Below are 19,762 nucleotides of genomic sequence, written 5' to 3' on the forward strand. Positions count from 1 at the left end.
CCGGGCGTTCGCGAGGAGGCACCTCCGACCATCTGTCCTCCTCGCGATCTCCGGTTACAATCTCCCCAGCCGGCGCGTGCCCGTTTTTGTCAACTCACTGGAGGTTCTGCGATGCGACGAATCGTGCTTTCGACGACGGTGTTCTTGTGGGCGGCTGGTGCCTGTGCGGCTCAGAGCGCGGCTCACAGTGATTCAGACCCCCGATGGTCCGATTGGCCGGATACCGACACGGTGTTCAAGCCGACAAAGTACGGCTCGCTGGACGAGTGGAAAAAACGGCGGGAGTGGCTGCGCGGGCAGGTGCGGTTCGCTGCCGGGTTGGATCCGGAGCCGCCGCGGACGCCGCTGAACGCCAAGGTCTTCGGCAAGATCGAGCACGACGACTACACCATCGAGAAAGCGTACTTCGAGAGCATGCCGGGGGTGCTGGTGTGCGGCAATCTTTACCGGCCGAAGAACGCTTCCGGCAAGTGCCCGGCGGTGGCCTGTCCCCACGGACACTGGGACAAGGGACGCATCACCCACGAGGAACGCGGATCGATTCCCGCACGATGCATCACCCTCGCTAGACTTGGCGCGGTCGTATTTGCCTATGACATGGTCGGGTACAACGACAGCGGCAAGCAGTTCGAGCATCGAGCGGCCGTCTGGAATGAACCCTCGAACGCGTTGTGGGGCTTCAGCATTCTCGGTTTGCAGACCTGGAACAGCATACGGGTGATCGATTTCCTGCAGTCGCTTCCGGATGTCGATCCGCAGCGGATCGGCGTAACCGGAGCCTCGGGCGGCGGGACGCAGACGTTCATCCTGTCGGCGATTGATGATCGGGTTTCCGTGGCCGCACCCGTGAACATGATCTCCAGCACCATGCAGGGTGGTTGCATCTGCGAGAATGCGCCGCTGCTTCGGATTGGGACCGACAACATGGATATCGGGGCGCTCTTTGCCCCCAAGCCCCTGCTGATGGTCAGCGCCACCGGCGACTGGACCAAGCTCACGCCGCAGGTCGAGTTCCCGATGATCCGCCACATCTACGAGTTGTACGGCGCCGCCGATCGGGTGGTCAATGTCCACGTCGATGCCGAGCACAACTACAACAAGTCCAGCCGCGAGGCGATGTACAGGTTTTTCGGCAAGCACCTGCTCGGCCGGCCGGACGCGGATTCTTTGAAGGAAGGCGACATCCGGGTGGACAAGGACGAGGACATGCTGGTCTTTGCCAAGGATGCCCCGCCCGCGAACACGTTGACGTTTGATGAGTTTCGGCAGCATTGGAAGGACCTGTGCCGCCGGCAGATCGAGGCGATGAGGCCGGAGAGTGCTGAAAGTGCCCAAAAACTCGGCGACTTCGTGCGACGTGCATTGGGTTACATGGTCGGCAGTCGCTTCCCGAAGGCTGGTGAGGCCGTTCGCAAGGAGCTCAGCTCCACCACAGACCAGTTGTGGCCCTGCAAGGAGTGCGTCTACGTTCGGGACAGCCGGCCGGTGCGTGTAACAGAAGTGAGCTCGATGATGGCGTCGGATGGCCGTGGGCATCGTGTAACGATCATCGTGCCGGCCGAGGGGCTCGCGGTGTTGGAGGGGATGAAGACTGCAAAGGCCGGCGACGGATCACAAACACTCGAGCTGATACGGCGCCGGGCCAACCTGTCGGACCGCGTGCTGGTGGTTGAGCCTTTCGGTCTCCGCAAGCCGGCCACCCAGCCCGCTCCCGGCCGTGGGGCGACGAAGTTCTTCACCTGCTTCAACCGGACGGACCCGGCCGAGGCGGTGTACGACATTGTGACCGTGCTGGGAATGGTCATGAATGAGGACCGTACCAGACGGGTGACTCTGGTCGGGTTCGGCAAGATGGGACCGTTATGTCTCGTCGCCAGGGCGATGGTCCCGGACGAGCCCGTCGAGGAGAAGAACGTGGCCTGCATCGTTGATATGAACGAGTTCGACGAGGGAGCCGACGACGCGTATCTCAAGCATCTCGATATCCCAGGCATCAGGCGAATCGGCGGACTGCAGGCGGTTTCGGCGGCGGCCGCGACCGGACCGATGTATCTGTTCAATACCGGTGGCAAGTTCGATGGAACCTGGACGCAGAAGGCCGGCGAGGTTCATAAGGCGAGTGTTCGCGTGGAGCGGGAGGCGGTCGGCTTCGAGGAAATCAGCACCGCGATCAACAAACTGTCCGAACCGTGATCCTGGTACCCCTCCTGCAGCAGTGCCCGGCACCGTCGCTTGGACCCGCGCCACCGGCGTGTCGCATCAGCCTCCGCTGCGTGATTGAGGTGCGCCGTTGCCGTCGGCCAGTTCCGGCACAAACGGCCTGAAAGGCTGAGCCTGATATACTTCGCGCAATTGTTCGGTGGCCATGAGTCTGCTGCCGCGGTTCGATCCTGCCGCGTCCAGTCAACGGATGTCAACCAATTGACTCTCCGCTTTGTATCGCCTCAAGAAGAGCTAAGCAATGACGGAAACAGAACTTCCGTTTGTCGGGGGATTCGCGACCGATTGCTCTTGCCAGATTCTCGCACTTGGTGCTATGCTGAAACCCCAATCGCCGCGTGAAGTACCGCGGAGCCGCCATGAAGAGCCATTACCTTGAACGATTATCATAAACGGGTCCTCATCGGGGTCGAATTGGAAGCCTACAGCATCGGATCGGCGGACTATCAGATCGGTCGCCGTCTGTCCCGGCCACGACCGGGCTTGTCCGAGGATGGGGAGCGCTTCAGCCGCGATACGTCGATCGGCAGCGAATACAACAGCCGGCCATTCGAGACCGTGCGCGAGGCCTCCTTCCTGTTGAAGTCGGGGCTGCGCAAGTACATACGGAAGCTGTACCGAAGCCACCATCCCGACCGCAAGCACACGGTGCCCCTGCTGGTCGGCGGCTGGAGCGACCGTTTCGCGGGTGCCCACCTCCATATCTCGCTCGCGGGGCGGACACTCGAGCGCCGCGAAGCCTGTTCACTGGCTTGGCACATTCACGACCACATTCCTTTCCTGATCGCGATCGGCTCCAATTCGCCCATCTGGGCCAAGCAGATTACCACACAGGCTTCCAACCGCTTTTTGCGGGCAACAGATATCTACTTTCGCCCGGTCATGCGCGGCGAGTTGACCTCGGACAATACTCATGAAATGGTTTTCAGCCCGGGGCGCAAGCGCAAACCGCCCACCCTGGAGCTTCGTGTCCTCGACTCCAATCTGCCGCAGTACGTCGTCGTGGCATTGACCCTCGTTAAGGCCATCGCGCTGCGCTGGTTGAAACATAAGGGGGCCACCAATCGTATCCGTCACTCCGAGTACATCTGGGCTCGGCTCGACGCCGGCGTTCGTGGAATACGCTGCACGCTTCCGTGGCAAGGTGAGTGGATACTTGCCCGGCAATACCTCGACCGGTTTCTGTGGGAGTATCGCGAGGAGCTGCAGCAGATGGACGTTCCTCCGGAGGTCTACGATGTGCTCCGCCTTATCAAGCGAGGGTACACCGGTGCGCGCCTGATTCACGAGGCGGCCCTGATTGCCAGGCGCGAGCACCCCCAGACGTGGCAGCGGCGCTTCGCCAAGCGCTACAGCGAAGGGCTCGAGGACTTGTTGAGCGGCAACTCTCTCTGGGACTTCGCGGCCGCCCTGCAGGTCAACCTTCCCGACGTCAGTAACGTCTGGCTTGGGCGTCGCAATGCGCCGATAGGGGGGTAGCAGGGCGGCCCGCTGGCGCCGTGAGATGATCACGGCCTTTGCCCGCAACCCAAGTGAATGACGAATGACGAAACCCGAATGACGAATGAATGACGAAGGCAGGGTGGCCCATTCTCGCCGCAGCGAGGGTGGGGTCTCGATGATGTGTGGAGAAGGGTGTATCGAGAGGAACGTCACCCCCGTTGCTGAGTTCGGCACCACCAGTAGGGCCGACGCCCTCGTCGGCCATTGTCCGCGAATAGCCGGATACGACTTCGTGGCCGCGAAGAGGCACGAAAAGCACGGAGAAGACTGCCCGGAGACTGTGGCGGCCGCGCGCCGGCGTCCTCTGCGGTCAAGAGGGTTTTATCCCCCGCCCCTTGTCATGGCGAGCGATAGGGCAGCCGCATGCGTTCCTGCCGAACATGGCCGCGCAAAGGCCGTAGCCATGGCACTCGGCACCCGGCATGGCAAGGATCAGGCACTCGCCAAGAGTTAACAGCGTCCTCTTGGTATCGTTGCCCCCGGAACGGCAGGTCTCCGCCGCCTCGGCGGCTCCGACCGTGCCCTACCTCGTGAACACTCAGAACAGTCCGGTGATCCGTCCGTCTTCGTCGACGTCAATGTCCATCGCGGCCGGGTGGCGCCCGAAGGCAGGCATGGTCTGAATCGTGCCGACCAGCGGCGTGAGGAAGCCCGCGCCGCCGGCCAGACGAACGTCGCGGACCGGTACGCGGAACCCGGTGGGGCGGCCGAGGCGAGTGGGATCGTGTGAAAGCGAATACTGGGTCTTGGCCATGCAGACCGGCAGGTTGCCGAAGCCCAGCCGTGTCAGCGACTCGATGGCCGCGTTGGCCGTTGGTTCATAGTCGACCCCCTCTCCGCCGTAGATCTCCTTGACGATGGTTTCGATCTTCTTCTTGACGGGCCAGTTGTCCTCATAGAGCATGCGGAAGGGAGCTCTGCCAGGTGCGTTTGCAGCCTTGACCACCGCCTCAGCCAAGGCCTGCCCACCGCCGCCGCCGCGGGCATGGACTTCGCTGACGGCCACTTCGAAAGCCCCGGCCTGGCGCGCGGCCTCCGCGATGGCCGCGATCTCCTCGTCGCTGTCGGTCGGAAAGCGGTTGATTGCCACGACGCACGGAAGATTGAACTTGCCCACGTTCTCGAGGTGCTTTTCCATATTGGGCAGACCGGCCCGTAGGTTTTCGACGTTTGGCCGGAAGATGGTCTGATCGATTGGACGGCCGGGCACCACGCGGTACTGGCCGCTGTGGGCCTTCAGTGCCCGGACGGTAACCACCAGCACCGCCGCGTCCGGCGCTCGGCCCGAGACCCGACACTTGATGTTGCAGAACTTCTCAAAACCCATGTCCGCGCCGAAACCTGCTTCGGTGATGACGTAGTCGACGCAACGAAGGGCGATTTCGTCGGCCAGGATCGAGCTGTTGCCGTGGGCGATATTGGCGAACGGTCCGGCATGCACGAACGCAGGAACGTGCTCGATGGTTTGAAGGACGTTGGGCATGATCGCGTCTCTGAGCAAGGCGGTCATGGCCCCGGCGGCGCGGATCGCCTCGGCAAAGACGGGGATGTCCTGGTTGGTGTAGCCGATGACGATCCGACCGAGACGGTGACGCAGGTCTTTGAGTGAACGGGCCAGGGCCAGCACGGCCATCACCTCACTGGCGCTGGTCAGATCAAAGCCGGTTTCCCGCGGAAAACCGTGGCCCCCAAGCCCCACCACGATGTCCCGTAGTGCCGCATCGTTCATGTCCACGCAGCGGCGCCACACCACTTTCATCGGATCCAGGCGGCCGGGGTTGCCCTTCACCATCGTCGTGTCGATCAGGGCGCTGAGCAGGGCGTGGGCGCTGTTGACTGCGTGCATGTCGCCGGTGAGATGGAGGTTCAGGTCCTCCATCGGCAGGACCTGCGAATACCCGCCGCCGGCGGCGCCTCCTTTGATTCCAAAGACCGGCCCCATGGATGGTTGTCGGATGCAGCACGCGGCGCGCTTTCCGATGCGCGCCAAGGCCTGGGCCAGCCCGACCGTTGTGACGGTCTTGCCTTCACCGAGCGGCGTGGGAGTGATGCCCGTCACGACGACGTACTTGCCGATTTGCTCTTCTCCGAGGCGCTCGATCGCCGACAGCCGGACTTTGGCCTTGTATCGGCCGAACGGTTCGACTTCCTCATCCAGCAGACCAAGCCGCGCGGTGATCTCGTGTATCGGCAGCAGTTTGGCACTCTGTGCAATCCCCAGATCGGAATCCATGGCAAATCATCCAGGAGGTTCGGAAGAGGGAGCGGAAGCTGCGGCCGGCATGGTCTCTGTCCCGCCCATCGGTGATGCAGAAGCTTCGACGCTCAGTGCGACAACGATCTTCTGCGGGTTGTTCGTCGCCGCCGGGTCAACAATACTGATCGTCGCATGATGTGCACCCGGCTCCAGCCACGACGTCGCGTAGTTGATCGTGATGGTCACGGCTTCGCCGGAGCTGGTTCCGCCGGCCGGCGAAAGGAACAACCAGGTCTGGTCTGCGCTGAGCGAAAACTTGAGGACACCCCCGCCGCTGTTACGCACCGTGAAGCCCTCGCTTTTGGCGTCGGTGCCCCGGACGCAGGAAGAAGAAAGCTTTGTTACCGAACAAGCGATCGTCGGCTGCGCGAAGGTGACTTTCGCCACCCGCCAATACGACAAGGCGCCCTCCGGCTCCATTGTCAGCTCGATGTCGATTGTCGCCTTTTGCTGCCTGGCGGGGTCGGTTTCGGCCGGGTCGTGGCACACATCGTACAGGACATGGACCGCGCTGGCGGTTTGGGAGTGGATCCGCATTTTGCGACCGGCCGCCTCCACGTCGGTGTCGAAACTGCGGATATAGTGGGCGGCAATCGGGGCCCAGTCCTTGACGAAGCTGTAAAGCCGCTTGTCCCGGGCTTTCGATCGGGCGGCATCCGCCGGTTTGGCCGCGGATTCGCCAATTCTTGGGGCGATGGTCGAGTAGGCCGCCAGTGCGTACGTGAGCTGCAGGGCTTCCTTTTGCCGCTTGGCGTCCTGCGCCTGGGCGGCCCGCACGTCATCGGCAATCGAGCGAAGCAGAACAAAGGCAACCTGCTGCGGTGTGGCGGTGGTGTCGAGACTCAGCCCATAGGCCGTGACAGGTTTCACTACGGCCGGCGGAATGTCCTCTTCCGGAGCGCTACAACCGGACAAGCCGGCCACAATCATGACGCCAACGAGCCCCGCCACGGGCAGGAGGAGCAACCGTGATCTCGATGGCAGGATCGATAATCGCACTTGTTTACTCATAATAGGCGGGAAGTCTAACAGATCCGCCGACGACTGCAAAGGCTTGCCCCTGCGGATGCCGCCAGTTAAACTTCAGCTCGTTATGGCAGAGTTCAGTCGCAATTTGTGGGCTCCCTGGCGCATGGAGTATATCCGTTCGCTCGGCGGCGATCGGCCGGATAATGGCTGTTTTCTTTGCCGGTATGCCGCTACCCCCCAAGCCGACGGCGAGAACCACGTAATCTGGCGCGGCTCATGCTGCCTGACGGCATTCAACAGCTTTCCGTACAACTCCGGACATCTGCTCGTGGCTCCCCTCGGGCATGTGGCCGATCTGGACTTGATGGACGACGTTTCGCTGAGCGAGCTGATGTGCCAGATCCGTGATGCCAAGCGCCTCCTGACGGCCGTACTTGCCCCGCAGGGGTTCAACATCGGAATGAATTTCGGAAAGTGCGCCGGTGCGGGCTTGCCTGGCCATCTTCACGTTCACATCGTTCCTCGTTGGGAGGGAGACACGAACTTCATGCCCGTCGTGGGCGACACCAGAGTGATCCCCGAAAGCCTTGCGGCCATCCACGATCGAATGAAAGCCGCGGCCGCCGACCTGGGTCTGCCGGGAATTCGCGGATGAGCCAATTCCGCCCCTGAATCACCTGCATCCAGCGGTCTTGCGAGGCGCCGGTTATGAACGCCAGTATCGGTTTCCAGATCAGCCCGAGCGAACAAGGGCTCAAGCCCTATGCGGTTACGTCGGTCAACACCCGCGGCCGGGATCATCCGGAACGGTTCGGTCGGAACATGGATCCCTATGCCATTGACCGGCAGCGAGTGTTGCACTCGGTTGCCTTCCGGCGTCTGGCTCACAAGACTCAGGTCTTCGTCACCGGCGAGCATGACCATCTGCGGACCCGGTTGACCCACACGTTGGAGGTGACCAGCGTTGTCCGCCGGTTGTGCGTGGCACTGCAAGTCAACGGGGCGGTCGGCGAACTGATCGCCATGACTCACGACCTCGGGCATCCACCCTTCGGCCACGCCGGGGAGGTCGCCCTCCACCGACTGATGGCCCATCACGGCGGTTTCGAGCACAACGCGCAGTCGCTTCGGATTGTCGAGTATCTCGAGCATCCTTATCCGGCCTTTCGGGGACTGAACCTGACCTATGAAGTGCGCGAGTCCCTGGCCAAGCACTGCACGATCTATGATCGGCCGGGTCTGCATCGGTTGGCCGACGGTTCTCAAGCTCCGCTGGAGGGGCAGATCGCCAATCTGGCCGACCGCGTGGCATACGATTGTCACGACCTGGAAGATGCGATGGGCGAGGGGCTCCTGGACGAGGCCGTTTTGAAAGAGGTCGACTTGTGGTCTGAGGCCGCGGCTCCGATCCGGGCCGAGCACTCCGATTTGCCCCTGGCGGCGGTCAGACGTCCGATTCTCGACCGGTTGGAGGCGATCTTGCTCGAAGATATCGTCGCGGAATCACGGCGGCGGATCGCCTCAAGCGCGGTCGCGTGCGTCGATGATGTGCGGAACTGCCGACAGCCGCTGATTGCCTTTTCCAGGAGCATGGAGCCGCGCGTTTCCGGTCTGGAAGCCTTTCTGTCCGAACGAGTCTACCGGCATAGTCGGCTGATTCGTATGGACGACAAGGCCGGCCGTCTGATCGATCAGCTTTTCAACGTATACCTGGCGGAGCCCAAGCTTCTTCCTCCGCGGTTCGAACGCCGAGTCAAGGAACAAGGGCTGCACCGGGTCATCTGCGACTACATTGCGGGCATGACCGATCGCTTCTGCCAGGAGGAGTTCCGTAGGTTGTTTGAACCTTTCGAGAGAGTGTAAGATACCGAACCCGGCGGCCAGGGTGTCGTCGGATTGTCCATGCGATAGGAGACCGCGACGTGAGTGATGCTCAGGCGACCGCACTGCTGGAGAAGCTTCATTCCCTTCAAGGGGTGTTGAGTCAGGTGTACGGCATGATCAATATGGTTCGCCCGGTGGCTTCAGATGTCTGCTTTCAGTGTATGCAGTCGGCGACGCTGGCGAACACAAGCGCCATCCCCGGCCGGACTCTTGCTCAGGTGGGGGAAGAATTCGCGGATGCCGTTGAATCGGTTGCCAATTCCATGGCGACGGCTTCGGGCAGTCTGGCCATCCTGATCGGGGCGCTCAGTGCCGGTAATGCTGAAATGGCGTGATTGCTCCGGGGGACGTCACAGTCCGGACCTTCGTGCCGCAACCCGTGAACGGCACATCAGCATAATCCCACTTCCTGATGCGAGTACTTGATCGCCTCCTGACAGACCCTTTCGTCGGCCAGTTCGAACTCGCACCCGATGAGGTGGCCGTGTTCCGTTGGCGTCGAATGGCGGACGACGGCCGGCACATACGGGCAACTTTCCTCATAGCAGAACAGTTTGATGAATACGATGCGACCCGGCTCGATCGGTCCGCAGGACAGAAAAGCGATTCCTTCGTCGGAGGCATTATGCAGGGCGGCACTCATCTCCACCCCGTCGTAAAGCACGGCCAGCGGCCAGGAGCGGTGGTATCGACGCCTGGATCGCCGGCGATGCACGGGATCGCATTCGCTCCTGCGGCGGGCGGCATCCGCGAATCGCTCGATTTCAGTTCGGATCAGATCGACGGCACGGAGTTCTACTGCGGTGGCCATGCTTGTCCCCGGATATGGATATACGATTCGAGCGGGACCGATGCCAAACTGGGAACAGACGTCCGGTAAGAGCGGCCGGGAGCGGCCCGAGGGGCCGCAATAGGGGCTTAGCCGCCCGCGCGAGACGAGATTGTCATTACCTCTTGAGTCCGATACACTCCATCCGGCCGCTCGACGATTCCCGTGGCGCGACAGGAGGGCACGATTCTGCACACGATCAAGAATGATTCGTCCATGCCGGTCGAGACGGACTCTTCCCCCGGCGGAAAACCACGAGGAGCAAGACGGGCGGTCGTGCGCCTCCTTGTGTCGCTGACGGTCGCATACCTCGGCTGGTGCGCCGTGCTTTTCTTCTGGCAGGATGAGATGCTCTTTCCACGCTACAGCGCTCCCTCGCCGTCGTCGCCGCCGCCTTCTGCAAACGTCCAGATTGTGCGGATCGACGTCGGCGAAAAGCGGCACATGGAGGGTTGGTTCTTCCCTGCGGCTTCGGCGAGTCTGTCCTCGCCGGCCCCCGTGGTGATCTACTGTCACGGTAACGCCGAGATCATCGACCAGCAGGAGTGGTTCGTGGAAAACTACCATCGGTTGGGTTGCTCCGTTTTCCTGCCGGAATATCGAGGCTATGGGCGTTCGCCTGGCAAGCCCTCCGAGAAAGCAATCGTTGAAGACTGCGTTCGATTCCACGACGAGCTGCTCAAGCGCGAGGACGTGGATCCCGGCAGGATCGCGATTCACGGCCGGTCGCTGGGCGGCGGGGTGGCGGCGCAGATCGCTGCCAGACGCAAGCCCGCGGCCCTGATCCTCGAATCCACGTTCACCAGCGTGGCCTCGTATGCGCAAAAGTACTGCGTGCCCAAGTTGTTGGTCAGGCATCCTTTCAGAACGGATCTGGTGCTGCCCGAGCTGGATGTGCCCGTCCTGGTATTTCACGGCACACGCGACGATATTGTGCCTGTTAAGCACGGGCGTCGGTTGGCGAAACTGGCTCGCAACGCGGTGTACGTCGAGTACGATTGCGGGCACAACGATGCTCCCGGCCCCGGCAATGAGGCGGACTATTGGGGGAGAATCGAAGCGTTTCTCGAAGAAGCGGGGATCACTCGGCCGACTGCCGCCCAAGCGGTCGATTGAGGCTCGATCACGTGGAGTATCGACCGGTTTTTCCGGTTCCGCTTTGACCGGCGATCATTGGTTGCCGTGCGCGCCGCCGCGGACTAGCATAAGAAGCGTGTCGGCCTGGATGTGACACGGTTGTTTCGGAAGGGGGCATATGAGTACCATTCGTCGCCGTGAGTTCCTGGGCAAAGCTGCGGGGGTGTTGGGGTCTGCTCTTGCGCCCGCCGCCTTCGGTGAACCGCCGATAGCCGCTCCGGCGTCCCGCCCGACGAGCGCGCCGGCAAAACTGAAAGCTGGCGACGTGATCACCCTTGGCCGAACGGGCATAAAAGCTTCTCGTCTCGCCATCGGCACCGGCACCGAGTCCGGGGCGGAGCAGCGACGCCTGGGCATCGAAGGGCTGGTCAAGTTGCTCCGTCACGGATTCGACCAGGGCGTTCGCTGGTGGGACGTGGCGGATTCATACAAGACCCATCCCCATGTCAAGGCGGCCCTGAAGGAAATGTCCCGCGACGAGGTCACGATTACCTCCAAGACCTCCGCGAAGGACGCCGGAGGCATCAAGGCAGACATCGAGCGTTTTCGACGGGAGATGGGCACCGACTACATCGATATCGTCCTTCTTCACTGCATGATGGACGGCGATTGGCCCGAGAAGCTCAAAGGGGCGCGGGATGCCCTCAGCGAGGCGAAACAAAAAGGGCTCGTGCGAGCCGTCGGCTGTTCGTGCCACACGTTTGACGCCCTGCAAGCCGCCGCCGACAGCGACTGGGTGGACGTCGATCTGGCGAGGATCAACCCGTTCGCTGCCGTCATGGACATCAACAGGAAAGATGACGTGCCGCAGGTGTTGCAGATTCTGCAGCGCATGCACGAACGAGGCACCGCGGTTTACGGAATGAAGATTCTGGGGGCGGGCACGTTCAAGGGCAATATGATCGAGCGGTCGATCCGGTTCATCTTGCAGCAGAAGTGCGTGAGTGCTTTTGTGATCGGGTTCAGCAAGGCCGAGGACATCGACGACATCGTCCGTCGTATTGAACGGGTTCAATAGCGGGTGATGCGTCGCAGCAGGTCAGTTCTCGGTCTCGTCGTCGTCGCCTGGGTCGACTCCTGACAGTTCTTCCCATGGGGCGGGCACCGGTTGCGGGACGGCGGGCTGGTTCCTCTTGCACAATGCCGCGTGACACGCCAATCGGATCGCGGACTTCATACTCTCGGGGTTCGCGATGTTCTGGCCCGCGATGTCGAACGCCGTTCCATGGTCCACGCTCGTGCGGATGATCGGCAGGCCGAGCGTTGTCTGACATGCACTCTCGAATGCCAGCAGTTTGACGGGTATGAGCCCCTGATCGTGATACATGGCCACCACGCCGTCGAACCGGCCGCGGGAAGCGTGCCAGAAGACCGTGTCGGCCGGGTAGGGGCCCTCAACGAACCATCCGGCCTCGCGGGCCATGACGATCGCCGGCTCGATGACGCGCTTCTCCTCGTCCCCGAACAGCCCGTTCTCCCCGGCGTGAGGATTCAGCCCACACACCGCGATTCGCGGATACTCGATGCCGAACCAGGTCCGCAAGGCGCCGGCCATGAGGTCGATGGGCTGGAACACGCGGCCGATCGTAAAGGAATTACGCAGATCAAACAATGCCTGATGAATACTGGCCAAGGCTACGCGCAGCTTCCCCCCGACGAACATCATGGTAAGACGCTCCGTCTTGAAGGCATGGCCCAGCTTCTCGGTATGGCCGGGGTAACGATATCCGGCCAGGTGCCAGCTTTCCTTGCAGATGGGAGCGGTCACGATGGCTTCGATCACCTCCTCGCGTGCCGACTTGATGGCCGCGTCAAGAAAACGCATCGAGGCGTGCCCCGCCTCGGCGGTGGGACAGTGGGTGTGCGGGTTGAAGACGGGGCAATCGTCGAAGTCGGCCACGATGACGCCGCTCTCGATGCGGGTGGCCGCCTCATGAGGCACTCGGAACCAGAAGGGGTTGATCTCAGCCTGGTCGGCGGCGAATTCAAGCGATTCGTCCAGGCCGAAAATGATGAAGCGCCCAAGGCGGCGAACCTCGGGGTCGCACAGGGCCTTGACGATGACCTCCGCGCCGATTCCGGCCGGGTCGCCCATGGTGATACCCACCAACGGCTTGGGGTTGCTTTCATTGGACACGGAGTTGGTCGGAGGCGCCTCGCTCATGATGAGGTCACGCGTATCCTTGCCGCTGGAGCAGATCCATCGTGATCCCGTGCCCGCAGGACCCGTCACGCCATCGCCGAAGAGTGGTCACGACCGTACGGGCCAGGATATCCGTTTCGATATTGACACGGTCGCCGACGCGCAGGTTGCCCAGCGTCGTTTCGGCCAGAGTGCTCGGGATGAGTGCCACGCTGAAGTGTCGTCCGGAGACGTCCGCGATAGTCAACGAGACGCCGTCGATGGCGATCGAGCCCTTAGGGATGATATACGTTCTGAGGTCCTCGGTGGCTTCGAACGTGGCGGTGTGATCGCTGCTGATACCAGAAACGATGGCGGTGCCGTCAACATGCCCCTGCACTATGTGTCCATCAAGGCGGTCAGCAGCCCGCAGGCTGCGCTCAAGGTTGACGCGGTCGCCCGGTTTCAGCCCGCCGAGCGTGCTGCGCGAAAGGGTCTCTGCGACCACGTCGAATTCGATGGTCTGGGCGTCGCACCGGGTGACAGTCAGGCAGACCCCGCTGACACAGACGCTGGCGCCGTTGGATATCGGACGCGGCAAACCGGGAGCGTCCAGCACCAGCCGGACTCCGTTACCGGTGGGACGAACCGAACGTACGGTTCCCTTGGCTTGTACGATGCCCGTGAACATGGCCTTTCACCTGTTGACGACTGGATGCGGCCTGCCACTTGCCTGCCTCATGCTAGCTCCGTGCGCATTGTAGTGTCAAGGTTGGAGCTGACTGCCGAGGCTGACGATGACACTGCCCGAGGAACAGTGTCTTTGGAAGGTGCCGATGGCCATGGACATTGACGTTCTGTTTTCAGCCATCTACTTCATATGGTATAATGCCTGCGGAGATCGGGGATCGTCGTCTCGGGGAGGCGGAGGGATGATTTCATGCAAGTGCGGCATGGCTGTTGGTGTCAGTGTTGTGTGACAGCGGTTATCGGTCTGGCATCAAGCGCCGGGTTGTGCTTCGGTGAGGTTTCGCCTTCTTACGTACTTGCCGATGCCGACGGGAATGCCCTGGGAGCCGCGGAGGCCGGAATCGAGGACATCGAAAACCGGCTTGCGGTCGCTGTCGAGCGCGCGGGCGCGCCGGATCCACAAAGCGGCGAATCGTTACTCCCGGCCGGAACCGGTCTGGATAGGTTCGAATGGGTCGATGACCGGGCTCACGTTGACTTGACGTTCCCGGCCGAGACGGCCCCGGACACGATTGGGCCGCTTCGGCTTGAGGACATTTACGAGGTTCTGGCCAACGCGGTCGATCCGTTTCGGATGAGCCGCGGCCTGGTTATTCGAGCCCGCCGAGGGCCGACAGCCGAATACCTTCCTCTAGAGGCGTATACCCCCACCGTTGTGCTGCCCCCCGAGCAGGATGTTCGCGAGGAGTCCGGAATCGTCATCGAGGAGCGGTCCCGCGCGTTCGCCGAGGCTTCCACCGGCGAGCAGGTCGTTGAGGCCTGGATCGGAGGCCCGGTTGAGCATGCCGGAACCCAACCGGTCGGCGCACTGACCGGCGTGACCGTGTTCTGTTCGGCCGGCCACGGCTGGACCGCCGGATCGTCGTCCTGGTATCTCCAGCGTTCCCTGTTGCTCGACATGGTCGAGGACTACGGCAACATCGATCAGCTCAACTATTTCGTCCAGTATCTCTACAACGCCGGGGCCACCGTCGTGCCCTTCCGGCCCGTCGGATACCAGGCCGTCGAGGTTGTTCTGGACAACGATGACCCGGGCGTGACCTACAGCGGAACGTGGACCAATAGCACTGCGACAACTGAGTATTACGAGAACGGCACCACCGTCAGCGGTGTACCCTACCGCTGGGCCACTGCCGCGGTCACCGAATCGGCCACGGCTCGCTATACGCCCAACATACCTGCGACCGATTTCTACCCGGTCTATTGCTGGACACGCGATGGCACCGACCGCGTGCGCCAGACCTACCGCATCGCGCACAGCGGCGGGGTCAGCTCGGTTACGGTGGACCATCGCCTGGTTGGCAAGGGCTGGATCTGGCTGGGCGACTACTATATGCTGGCTGGAGCCAGCAGTTACGTCGAGATCACCAATGCGTCGCCGGACACGGGCGTGGTCATCGCCGATGCCATCCGTTTCGGCAACGGCATGGGTGACATCGTCCGGCCTGGCCCGGGCACCATCAGCGGCTACCCTCGCGAGGAGGAGTGTTCCCGGTATTGGGCTCAGAGCGAGGCGGGCAACAACGCGGTGGGCCTGCCCCAGGTGTGGGAGACAAGCGGAGACGACGGAAGCGACAACGTCGGGACGGCGGCCCGCTGGTCCGCCGTTATGAACCGCCAAAACGTTAACAACGACCGCTGGCGGCGCATTTACATCGAGTTCCACACCAACGCCGCCGGGTGCAGCCCTCCGCCGTGCTCGGCCAAGGGGACCATTTGCCTGGTCACCAACACCGGTGCCACCACTTACCAGACTGAGTACGCCACCATTCTCGGCGACAAGGTCGAGGCCGACATGAGGCTGATCGACGACGACCTGTTCGAGTATCTCTGGGGGTTGCGATCGAATCCGTACACTTCAGCCTATGGCGCGATCTCCACTAGCAACAACAACGACGAGTTCGACGCGACCATCATCGAGGTGGCCTTCCATGACAACGTCGAGGACACCGCCAACCTCCTCAACGCCAAGGTCCGCAATGCCGTTGCCCGCTCGACTTTGCAGGGCATGATCATGTTCCTCAACTCACTGCCCGGCAGCACGGTGCCGTTGGTCTTCTTGCCCGATCCCCCGGAGAACGTCCGGGCGGTACACAACGGGCAGGGGAGTATTGTCGTGTCATGGAACGCTCCGCCAAGCGGTGGGGCCAACGGCGGGGCGGCCGCCGGATATCGCGTGTATCGCTCGAGCAACGGCTACGGGTTTGGACAGGGATTGGATGTGGGTAACGTGCTCACCACGACGTTGACCGACGTTCCTGCGGGTACAACGACTTACCTGCGAGTCACCGCTTACAACGCCGGGGGCGAGTCGCTGCCCTCACGGACAATGGCGGTGCGTCGGGAGCCGGATGCGTCTACGCAGCTTTTGATCGTGGACGGGTACAATCGCGTGAGTCGGCATCAGAACGTCGTTCAGGTGATACCGGCCGGACCGATGCAGCGACCGATCGCCAGGAAAGTCAACTCGTTTGACTACGTCGTCCAGCACGCGACGGCGATGTCGGACAGCGGCGTCGCGTTTGACTATGCCGAGAACAGCGCCGTCGCCGGCGGGGCCGTTTCCCTCAATAACTACCGGGCGGTGATTTGGATCCTGGGCCAGGAGTCGACCGCGGACAAGACGTTCGATTCGAACGAGCAGATGATCGTGACAGCCTACCTGAATGCGGGCGGGAACCTCTTCGTGACCGGGTCCGACATCGGATACGAGCTGGACGGCCAAGCAGCCGGCCGGCCGTTCTATGAGAACATGCTCAGAGCGAACTACGAAGCCGACAACGCCGGCACCTACAGCGTGCTGGGAGCGGGCGGCATCATGGCCGATGTCGGGCCGTTTGATTTCAATCCGAACAACGGCGCCGCCTATGTGGTCAAGACGCCGGACCGAATCTCGCCGCAGTCCGGTGCGGCGGCCATTCTGTCCTACGGCGGCGGTAATGGGACGGCAGGTATCCAATACGATTCGGGCGTATACCGAGTGGTGATGTTCGGATTCCCCTTTGAGGCGATCAGTACGTCTTCCGCCCGGTCGGCCGTCATGCAACGCGTGCTGAACTATATCCTGCCGCCTATGGGTTGCCCGTATGGGCCGGATGCGATCACGGGTTTCGAAGGATATGCTGACGGGACACACGTCATGTTCCAGGATCCTCGATATTCCGGATCCACACTGGCCCACCTTGCCGCGACTCCGAACTCGGCCGTCGTGACCAGCGAGGTGCAGGCATACAGCGGGGGCAAGACATGCAGAGTGGATTGGGCCTGGCTCGACGCGAGCCCGACCCGGTGGCTCCGTCTCACGACGCACAACGTTGCCAATGTGCCCAACCCTACCATCGATCTGCGGCGCCCGGTGAGGGTGCGACTGAGACTCGACAGCGGGTCGTTCCGAATCAGTTTGGGCGTTCGCGAGACGGGGGCCGACGTGCCGATCGGCGAGAACGGCGGCACCAGCGGGACCATCGAGTGGGTGGGGGCCACGTCGGTCGTGCCCGGCGGCGGTCCGGTGGGGACGCTGGTGTCGGCCGCGCCGGGTGTCTGGCAGACCATCACCTTCGCCCCCTACGTAGGTTACATTCAGCCCATGACCGGCGACGGTGTTCTGAACGCTGCGCATGATAAGGGTGTACTCGAACACCTGGCATTTACGATCACCGACACGGTCGGGCCGATCACGGTGTACCTGGATAGCATCGAGCAGCCCTGCCCGCCGAAGGCGGACTTCGACCTTGATGGGGACGTCGACCTGATCGACTTCGGCCTTCTCCAGGCATGTATCAGCGGCGCCAGTAAACCACAGACTGCCGCCGAGTGTCAGGTGGCGAAACTCGACGGCGATGGCGATGTCGACCAGGATGACTGCAGCCTGTTCCTGATGTGTCTCAGCGGGCCGGGCGTTCCCGCGGTTCCGGAATGCCTGAATTGAGGGGTCGGGTGGGGGCCGCGCTCCCGGACCTTCGTCCCTGAAGGATTCGCAACCGCAAACGTATCCGTCGCCCAGCCTTGGCGAAAGAGGAAGCGAGCAGCCCCCGCCGCATGGGCTTGCGACCGCCTCGCGCGTTGGCTTGGCGCAAGTCCCTCTGTTTTCGCAAGTCAAGCAGCTCCCTGCGACCGCCTCGCGGGTTGGCTTGGCCTTGACCGACTTACGGGGATTGGGCAATGGTCCGTCGCTTACGTTTCGGTTTCTGTAACAGGCAGCCAGGTTAACCGCCCCAAACGGCACAGCCTCCCCCATCGCTGCAACAAACCGAAGTTGGCGAGCCGCCCGGAAACGGTGTAGAATGACCTTGCTTAGGCCCTGCGGCCAGCGGCCCAGAGCCTGCCGATACCAAAGGACGCCGGTTGTCATGCCCACAAGCGGCCTCTAGCCGGACCGCTCCACGCATGTGCGGTAAGTCCTTATACTGCAAGATCTTGAGGGCGTAGCTCAGTAGGTAGAGCAACGGCCTTTTAAGCCGTGGGTCCAGGGTTCGAGTCCCTGCGCCCTCAATCCTTTCCCCTCGGTGCCAGTCGGTGCAAGAGCGTGCAAGTGGGTGTCCAAGTTGTCCATCTTCCTGATGGCGTAAGGTCAGCCACCGGAAACCCGGGCGGTGGGCCTCACCCGACGGTAATGGCCGCTACGGGCCTTGCCGCGAGTACCGCCGCCGCATCCCCAGCCCCCGAAGGCCACGAGCAGGGGCGTGGCGAGTCTGTTCTCGGTAGCGGCTGGGCACGAGACGATTACGCTTTTCGTCGCCGATGCGATATCCGCACCAGACAGCTTCCCAGCAACAGCCATCCCTGACTCGGCAACACTGCGGCGGGCGGTCTGCTTGCCTTGTTGCCGCGTGATCGCTGCATTCCCATCGTCCGAAGGCCGAAGGTTTCCAACCAAGCGTGGTTTAGGCCTTTCAGGGACGAGTGCTCCGGCCCCGGCCGGAAACCTGGTTATCGATCCGCCCGAGCTTCCTCGGCAAACGCGACAACGTTGGCCCACGGCGTCTCCGGCTGAATCTTGTTCGACGGGCAGAGAATGCAGCGACGATCCGCTTGGCAGAGTTCCTTCAGCCTTCGCACCTGCTCGCGAACCTGCTCGGGTGTTCCGAAAGGGAAAAGGTGTTGCGAGCTGATGGTGGCACAAAGCGCGATCTGCCGGCCAAACTCGCGGTACACCTCCGCGAAGTCCATACACTCCGGCTGTATCGGATGCAGGATGTCAAAGCCAAGCTCCACGATGTCGGGAATGATTTCGCGGATGTTGCCGCAACTGTGCAGGAAGGCCCGGACGTGAGGTGCGTTGCGTCTGAGGTGCTCAAGAATCGTGTGCCATCCCGGCTTGATAAACCGCCGCCACATCTCAGGCGAGATCTGCATGCCCGTTTGCATCCCCGCGTCGTCATAGAAGCACAGCACGTCGATTCCCGCCTGGGCCGACGCCAGTGCAAGCCGCAGGGTGTAATATGTGACTTTGGCAATGATCGCCTCCGCCAGCGCCGGAGCAAGAATCAGGTCCTCCAGAAACTGTTCCATCCCTCGGAGCCACCAGGACCACTCATAGATGCTCCCGGCATAGCCGAAGACCGGGTATCCTCGCGCGTGATAATCTGCGATTGGCGACCGATCGACCGTCCCGTCGATGGCCGGGGAGGGATAGGCTTCAATATCCCGCACCGATGTCGCCGTCGCCAGGGGCGGATAAGTACGGCCAACGGTACCCTCGACTTCACAAGATCCGTGCCCGATGCCCCATTCATCAAAGGTTGTGCCCGCCTCGGTGCCGGCATGATAGCTGCGAGGATCGTCTCCGCCGAATGCGGTCTTGAGCGAGAAAGTGCGGAAGTCGTAGTCAAAGTACTCGGCCGGGTCGGTCTGGCCGGTCATCTCTTCAAACTGCCGCAGGATCGGCGAGGTCAGCCCCCCAATCGCTCCGACATCCAGCGTGAAGGGCATCCAGCCAGGCGAGCCATGGTCCAGCAGCTCTCGCAGATTCTGCATCGGGCTGGTGGACATCTCGCGTTGACCTCTCCTGATGAGTTGCCCGGAGCAGGCCGGCCGTGAGCACGGTACTCCCGCCCGACAAGCCGCCCGTGACACGCCACGAGAAGGCTGC

14 protein-coding genes and 1 tRNA gene are annotated in these 19,762 nt (G+C 62.3%); 9 read left to right on the forward strand and 6 right to left on the reverse strand.

The features are described from left to right. Positions 1-111: 111 nt before the first annotated feature. A complete protein-coding gene (locus PLL20_04605; GenBank protein HPD29251.1) occupies positions 112-2,193 on the forward strand; it encodes an acetylxylan esterase in 2,082 nt (693 codons plus the stop codon). A 402-nt stretch (positions 2,194-2,595) separates the two neighbouring features. Next, the gene (locus PLL20_04610; GenBank protein ID HPD29252.1) at positions 2,596-3,699 is read left to right on the forward strand and encodes a hypothetical protein; all 1,104 of its coding nucleotides are present in this window, start codon (positions 2,596-2,598) and stop codon (positions 3,697-3,699) included. Between the two features lie 562 nt (positions 3,700-4,261). Here PLL20_04610 and PLL20_04615 read toward each other — a convergent pair. After that, positions 4,262-5,956: a formate--tetrahydrofolate ligase gene (locus PLL20_04615; GenBank protein ID HPD29253.1), complete on the reverse strand. Its 1,695-nt coding sequence runs from the start codon at positions 5,954-5,956 to the stop codon at positions 4,262-4,264. Positions 5,957-5,962: 6 nt separating this feature from the next. After that, positions 5,963-6,979, reverse strand: a complete 1,017-nt coding sequence (locus tag PLL20_04620; GenBank protein HPD29254.1) for a hypothetical protein — start codon at positions 6,977-6,979, stop codon at positions 5,963-5,965. A 94-nt stretch (positions 6,980-7,073) separates the two neighbouring features. Here PLL20_04620 and PLL20_04625 point away from each other — a divergent pair, with 94 nt between their 5' ends. From PLL20_04625 to PLL20_04635, 3 genes are read left to right on the forward strand one after another with little or no spacing between them, the layout of a single operon-like run. Beyond that, on the forward strand, positions 7,074-7,604 hold the full coding sequence (locus PLL20_04625) for an HIT domain-containing protein (GenBank protein HPD29255.1): 531 nt from the start codon (positions 7,074-7,076) through the stop codon (positions 7,602-7,604). Between the two features lie 53 nt (positions 7,605-7,657). Then, positions 7,658-8,812 carry a deoxyguanosinetriphosphate triphosphohydrolase gene (locus tag PLL20_04630; GenBank protein HPD29256.1) on the forward strand — a complete coding sequence of 385 codons (1,155 nt, stop codon included), beginning with the start codon at positions 7,658-7,660 and terminating at the stop codon, positions 8,810-8,812. A gap of 59 nt (positions 8,813-8,871) precedes the next feature. Further along, positions 8,872-9,168, forward strand: a complete 297-nt coding sequence (locus PLL20_04635; protein HPD29257.1) for a hypothetical protein — start codon at positions 8,872-8,874, stop codon at positions 9,166-9,168. A 56-nt stretch (positions 9,169-9,224) separates the two neighbouring features. On the opposite strand, the gene PLL20_04640 is transcribed toward PLL20_04635, so the two are convergent. After that, a complete protein-coding gene (locus PLL20_04640; GenBank protein HPD29258.1) occupies positions 9,225-9,644 on the reverse strand; it encodes a PilZ domain-containing protein in 420 nt (139 codons plus the stop codon). Positions 9,645-9,827: 183 nt separating this feature from the next. On the opposite strand from PLL20_04640, the gene PLL20_04645 reads away from it, so the two are divergent. Both PLL20_04645 and PLL20_04650 read left to right on the forward strand, forming a co-directional pair. Beyond that, positions 9,828-10,778, forward strand: coding sequence for an alpha/beta hydrolase (locus PLL20_04645; protein HPD29259.1), 951 nt, complete (start codon positions 9,828-9,830; stop codon positions 10,776-10,778). 139 nt (positions 10,779-10,917) lie between these two features. Continuing rightward, positions 10,918-11,817 (forward strand): aldo/keto reductase, encoded by a 900-nt coding sequence (locus PLL20_04650; GenBank protein ID HPD29260.1) that lies wholly within the window; start codon positions 10,918-10,920, stop codon positions 11,815-11,817. A 21-nt stretch (positions 11,818-11,838) separates the two neighbouring features. On the opposite strand, the gene pdxA is transcribed toward PLL20_04650, so the two are convergent. Next, positions 11,839-12,963: a 4-hydroxythreonine-4-phosphate dehydrogenase PdxA gene (gene pdxA, locus PLL20_04655; GenBank protein ID HPD29261.1), complete on the reverse strand. Its 1,125-nt coding sequence runs from the start codon at positions 12,961-12,963 to the stop codon at positions 11,839-11,841. Positions 12,964-12,970: 7 nt separating this feature from the next. After that, the gene (locus PLL20_04660) at positions 12,971-13,612 is read right to left on the reverse strand and encodes a riboflavin synthase (protein HPD29262.1); all 642 of its coding nucleotides are present in this window, start codon (positions 13,610-13,612) and stop codon (positions 12,971-12,973) included. A gap of 285 nt (positions 13,613-13,897) precedes the next feature. Between PLL20_04660 and PLL20_04665 the strand changes: the two genes are divergently transcribed. After that, a complete protein-coding gene (locus PLL20_04665; protein ID HPD29263.1) occupies positions 13,898-17,599 on the forward strand; it encodes a fibronectin type III domain-containing protein in 3,702 nt (1,233 codons plus the stop codon). A 490-nt stretch (positions 17,600-18,089) separates the two neighbouring features. Beyond that, positions 18,090-18,162: transfer RNA gene (locus PLL20_04670), tRNA-Lys, on the forward strand. Positions 18,163-18,600: 438 nt separating this feature from the next. Here the strand turns inward: PLL20_04670 and PLL20_04675 are convergent. Next, on the reverse strand, positions 18,601-19,662 hold the full coding sequence (locus tag PLL20_04675; GenBank protein HPD29264.1) for a uroporphyrinogen decarboxylase family protein: 1,062 nt from the start codon (positions 19,660-19,662) through the stop codon (positions 18,601-18,603). Positions 19,663-19,762 lie beyond the last annotated feature (100 nt).

It is taken from the genome of Phycisphaerae bacterium (assembly GCA_035384605.1).
In the GTDB taxonomy this organism is placed as follows: Bacteria; Planctomycetota; Phycisphaerae; order UBA1845; family PWPN01; genus JAUCQB01.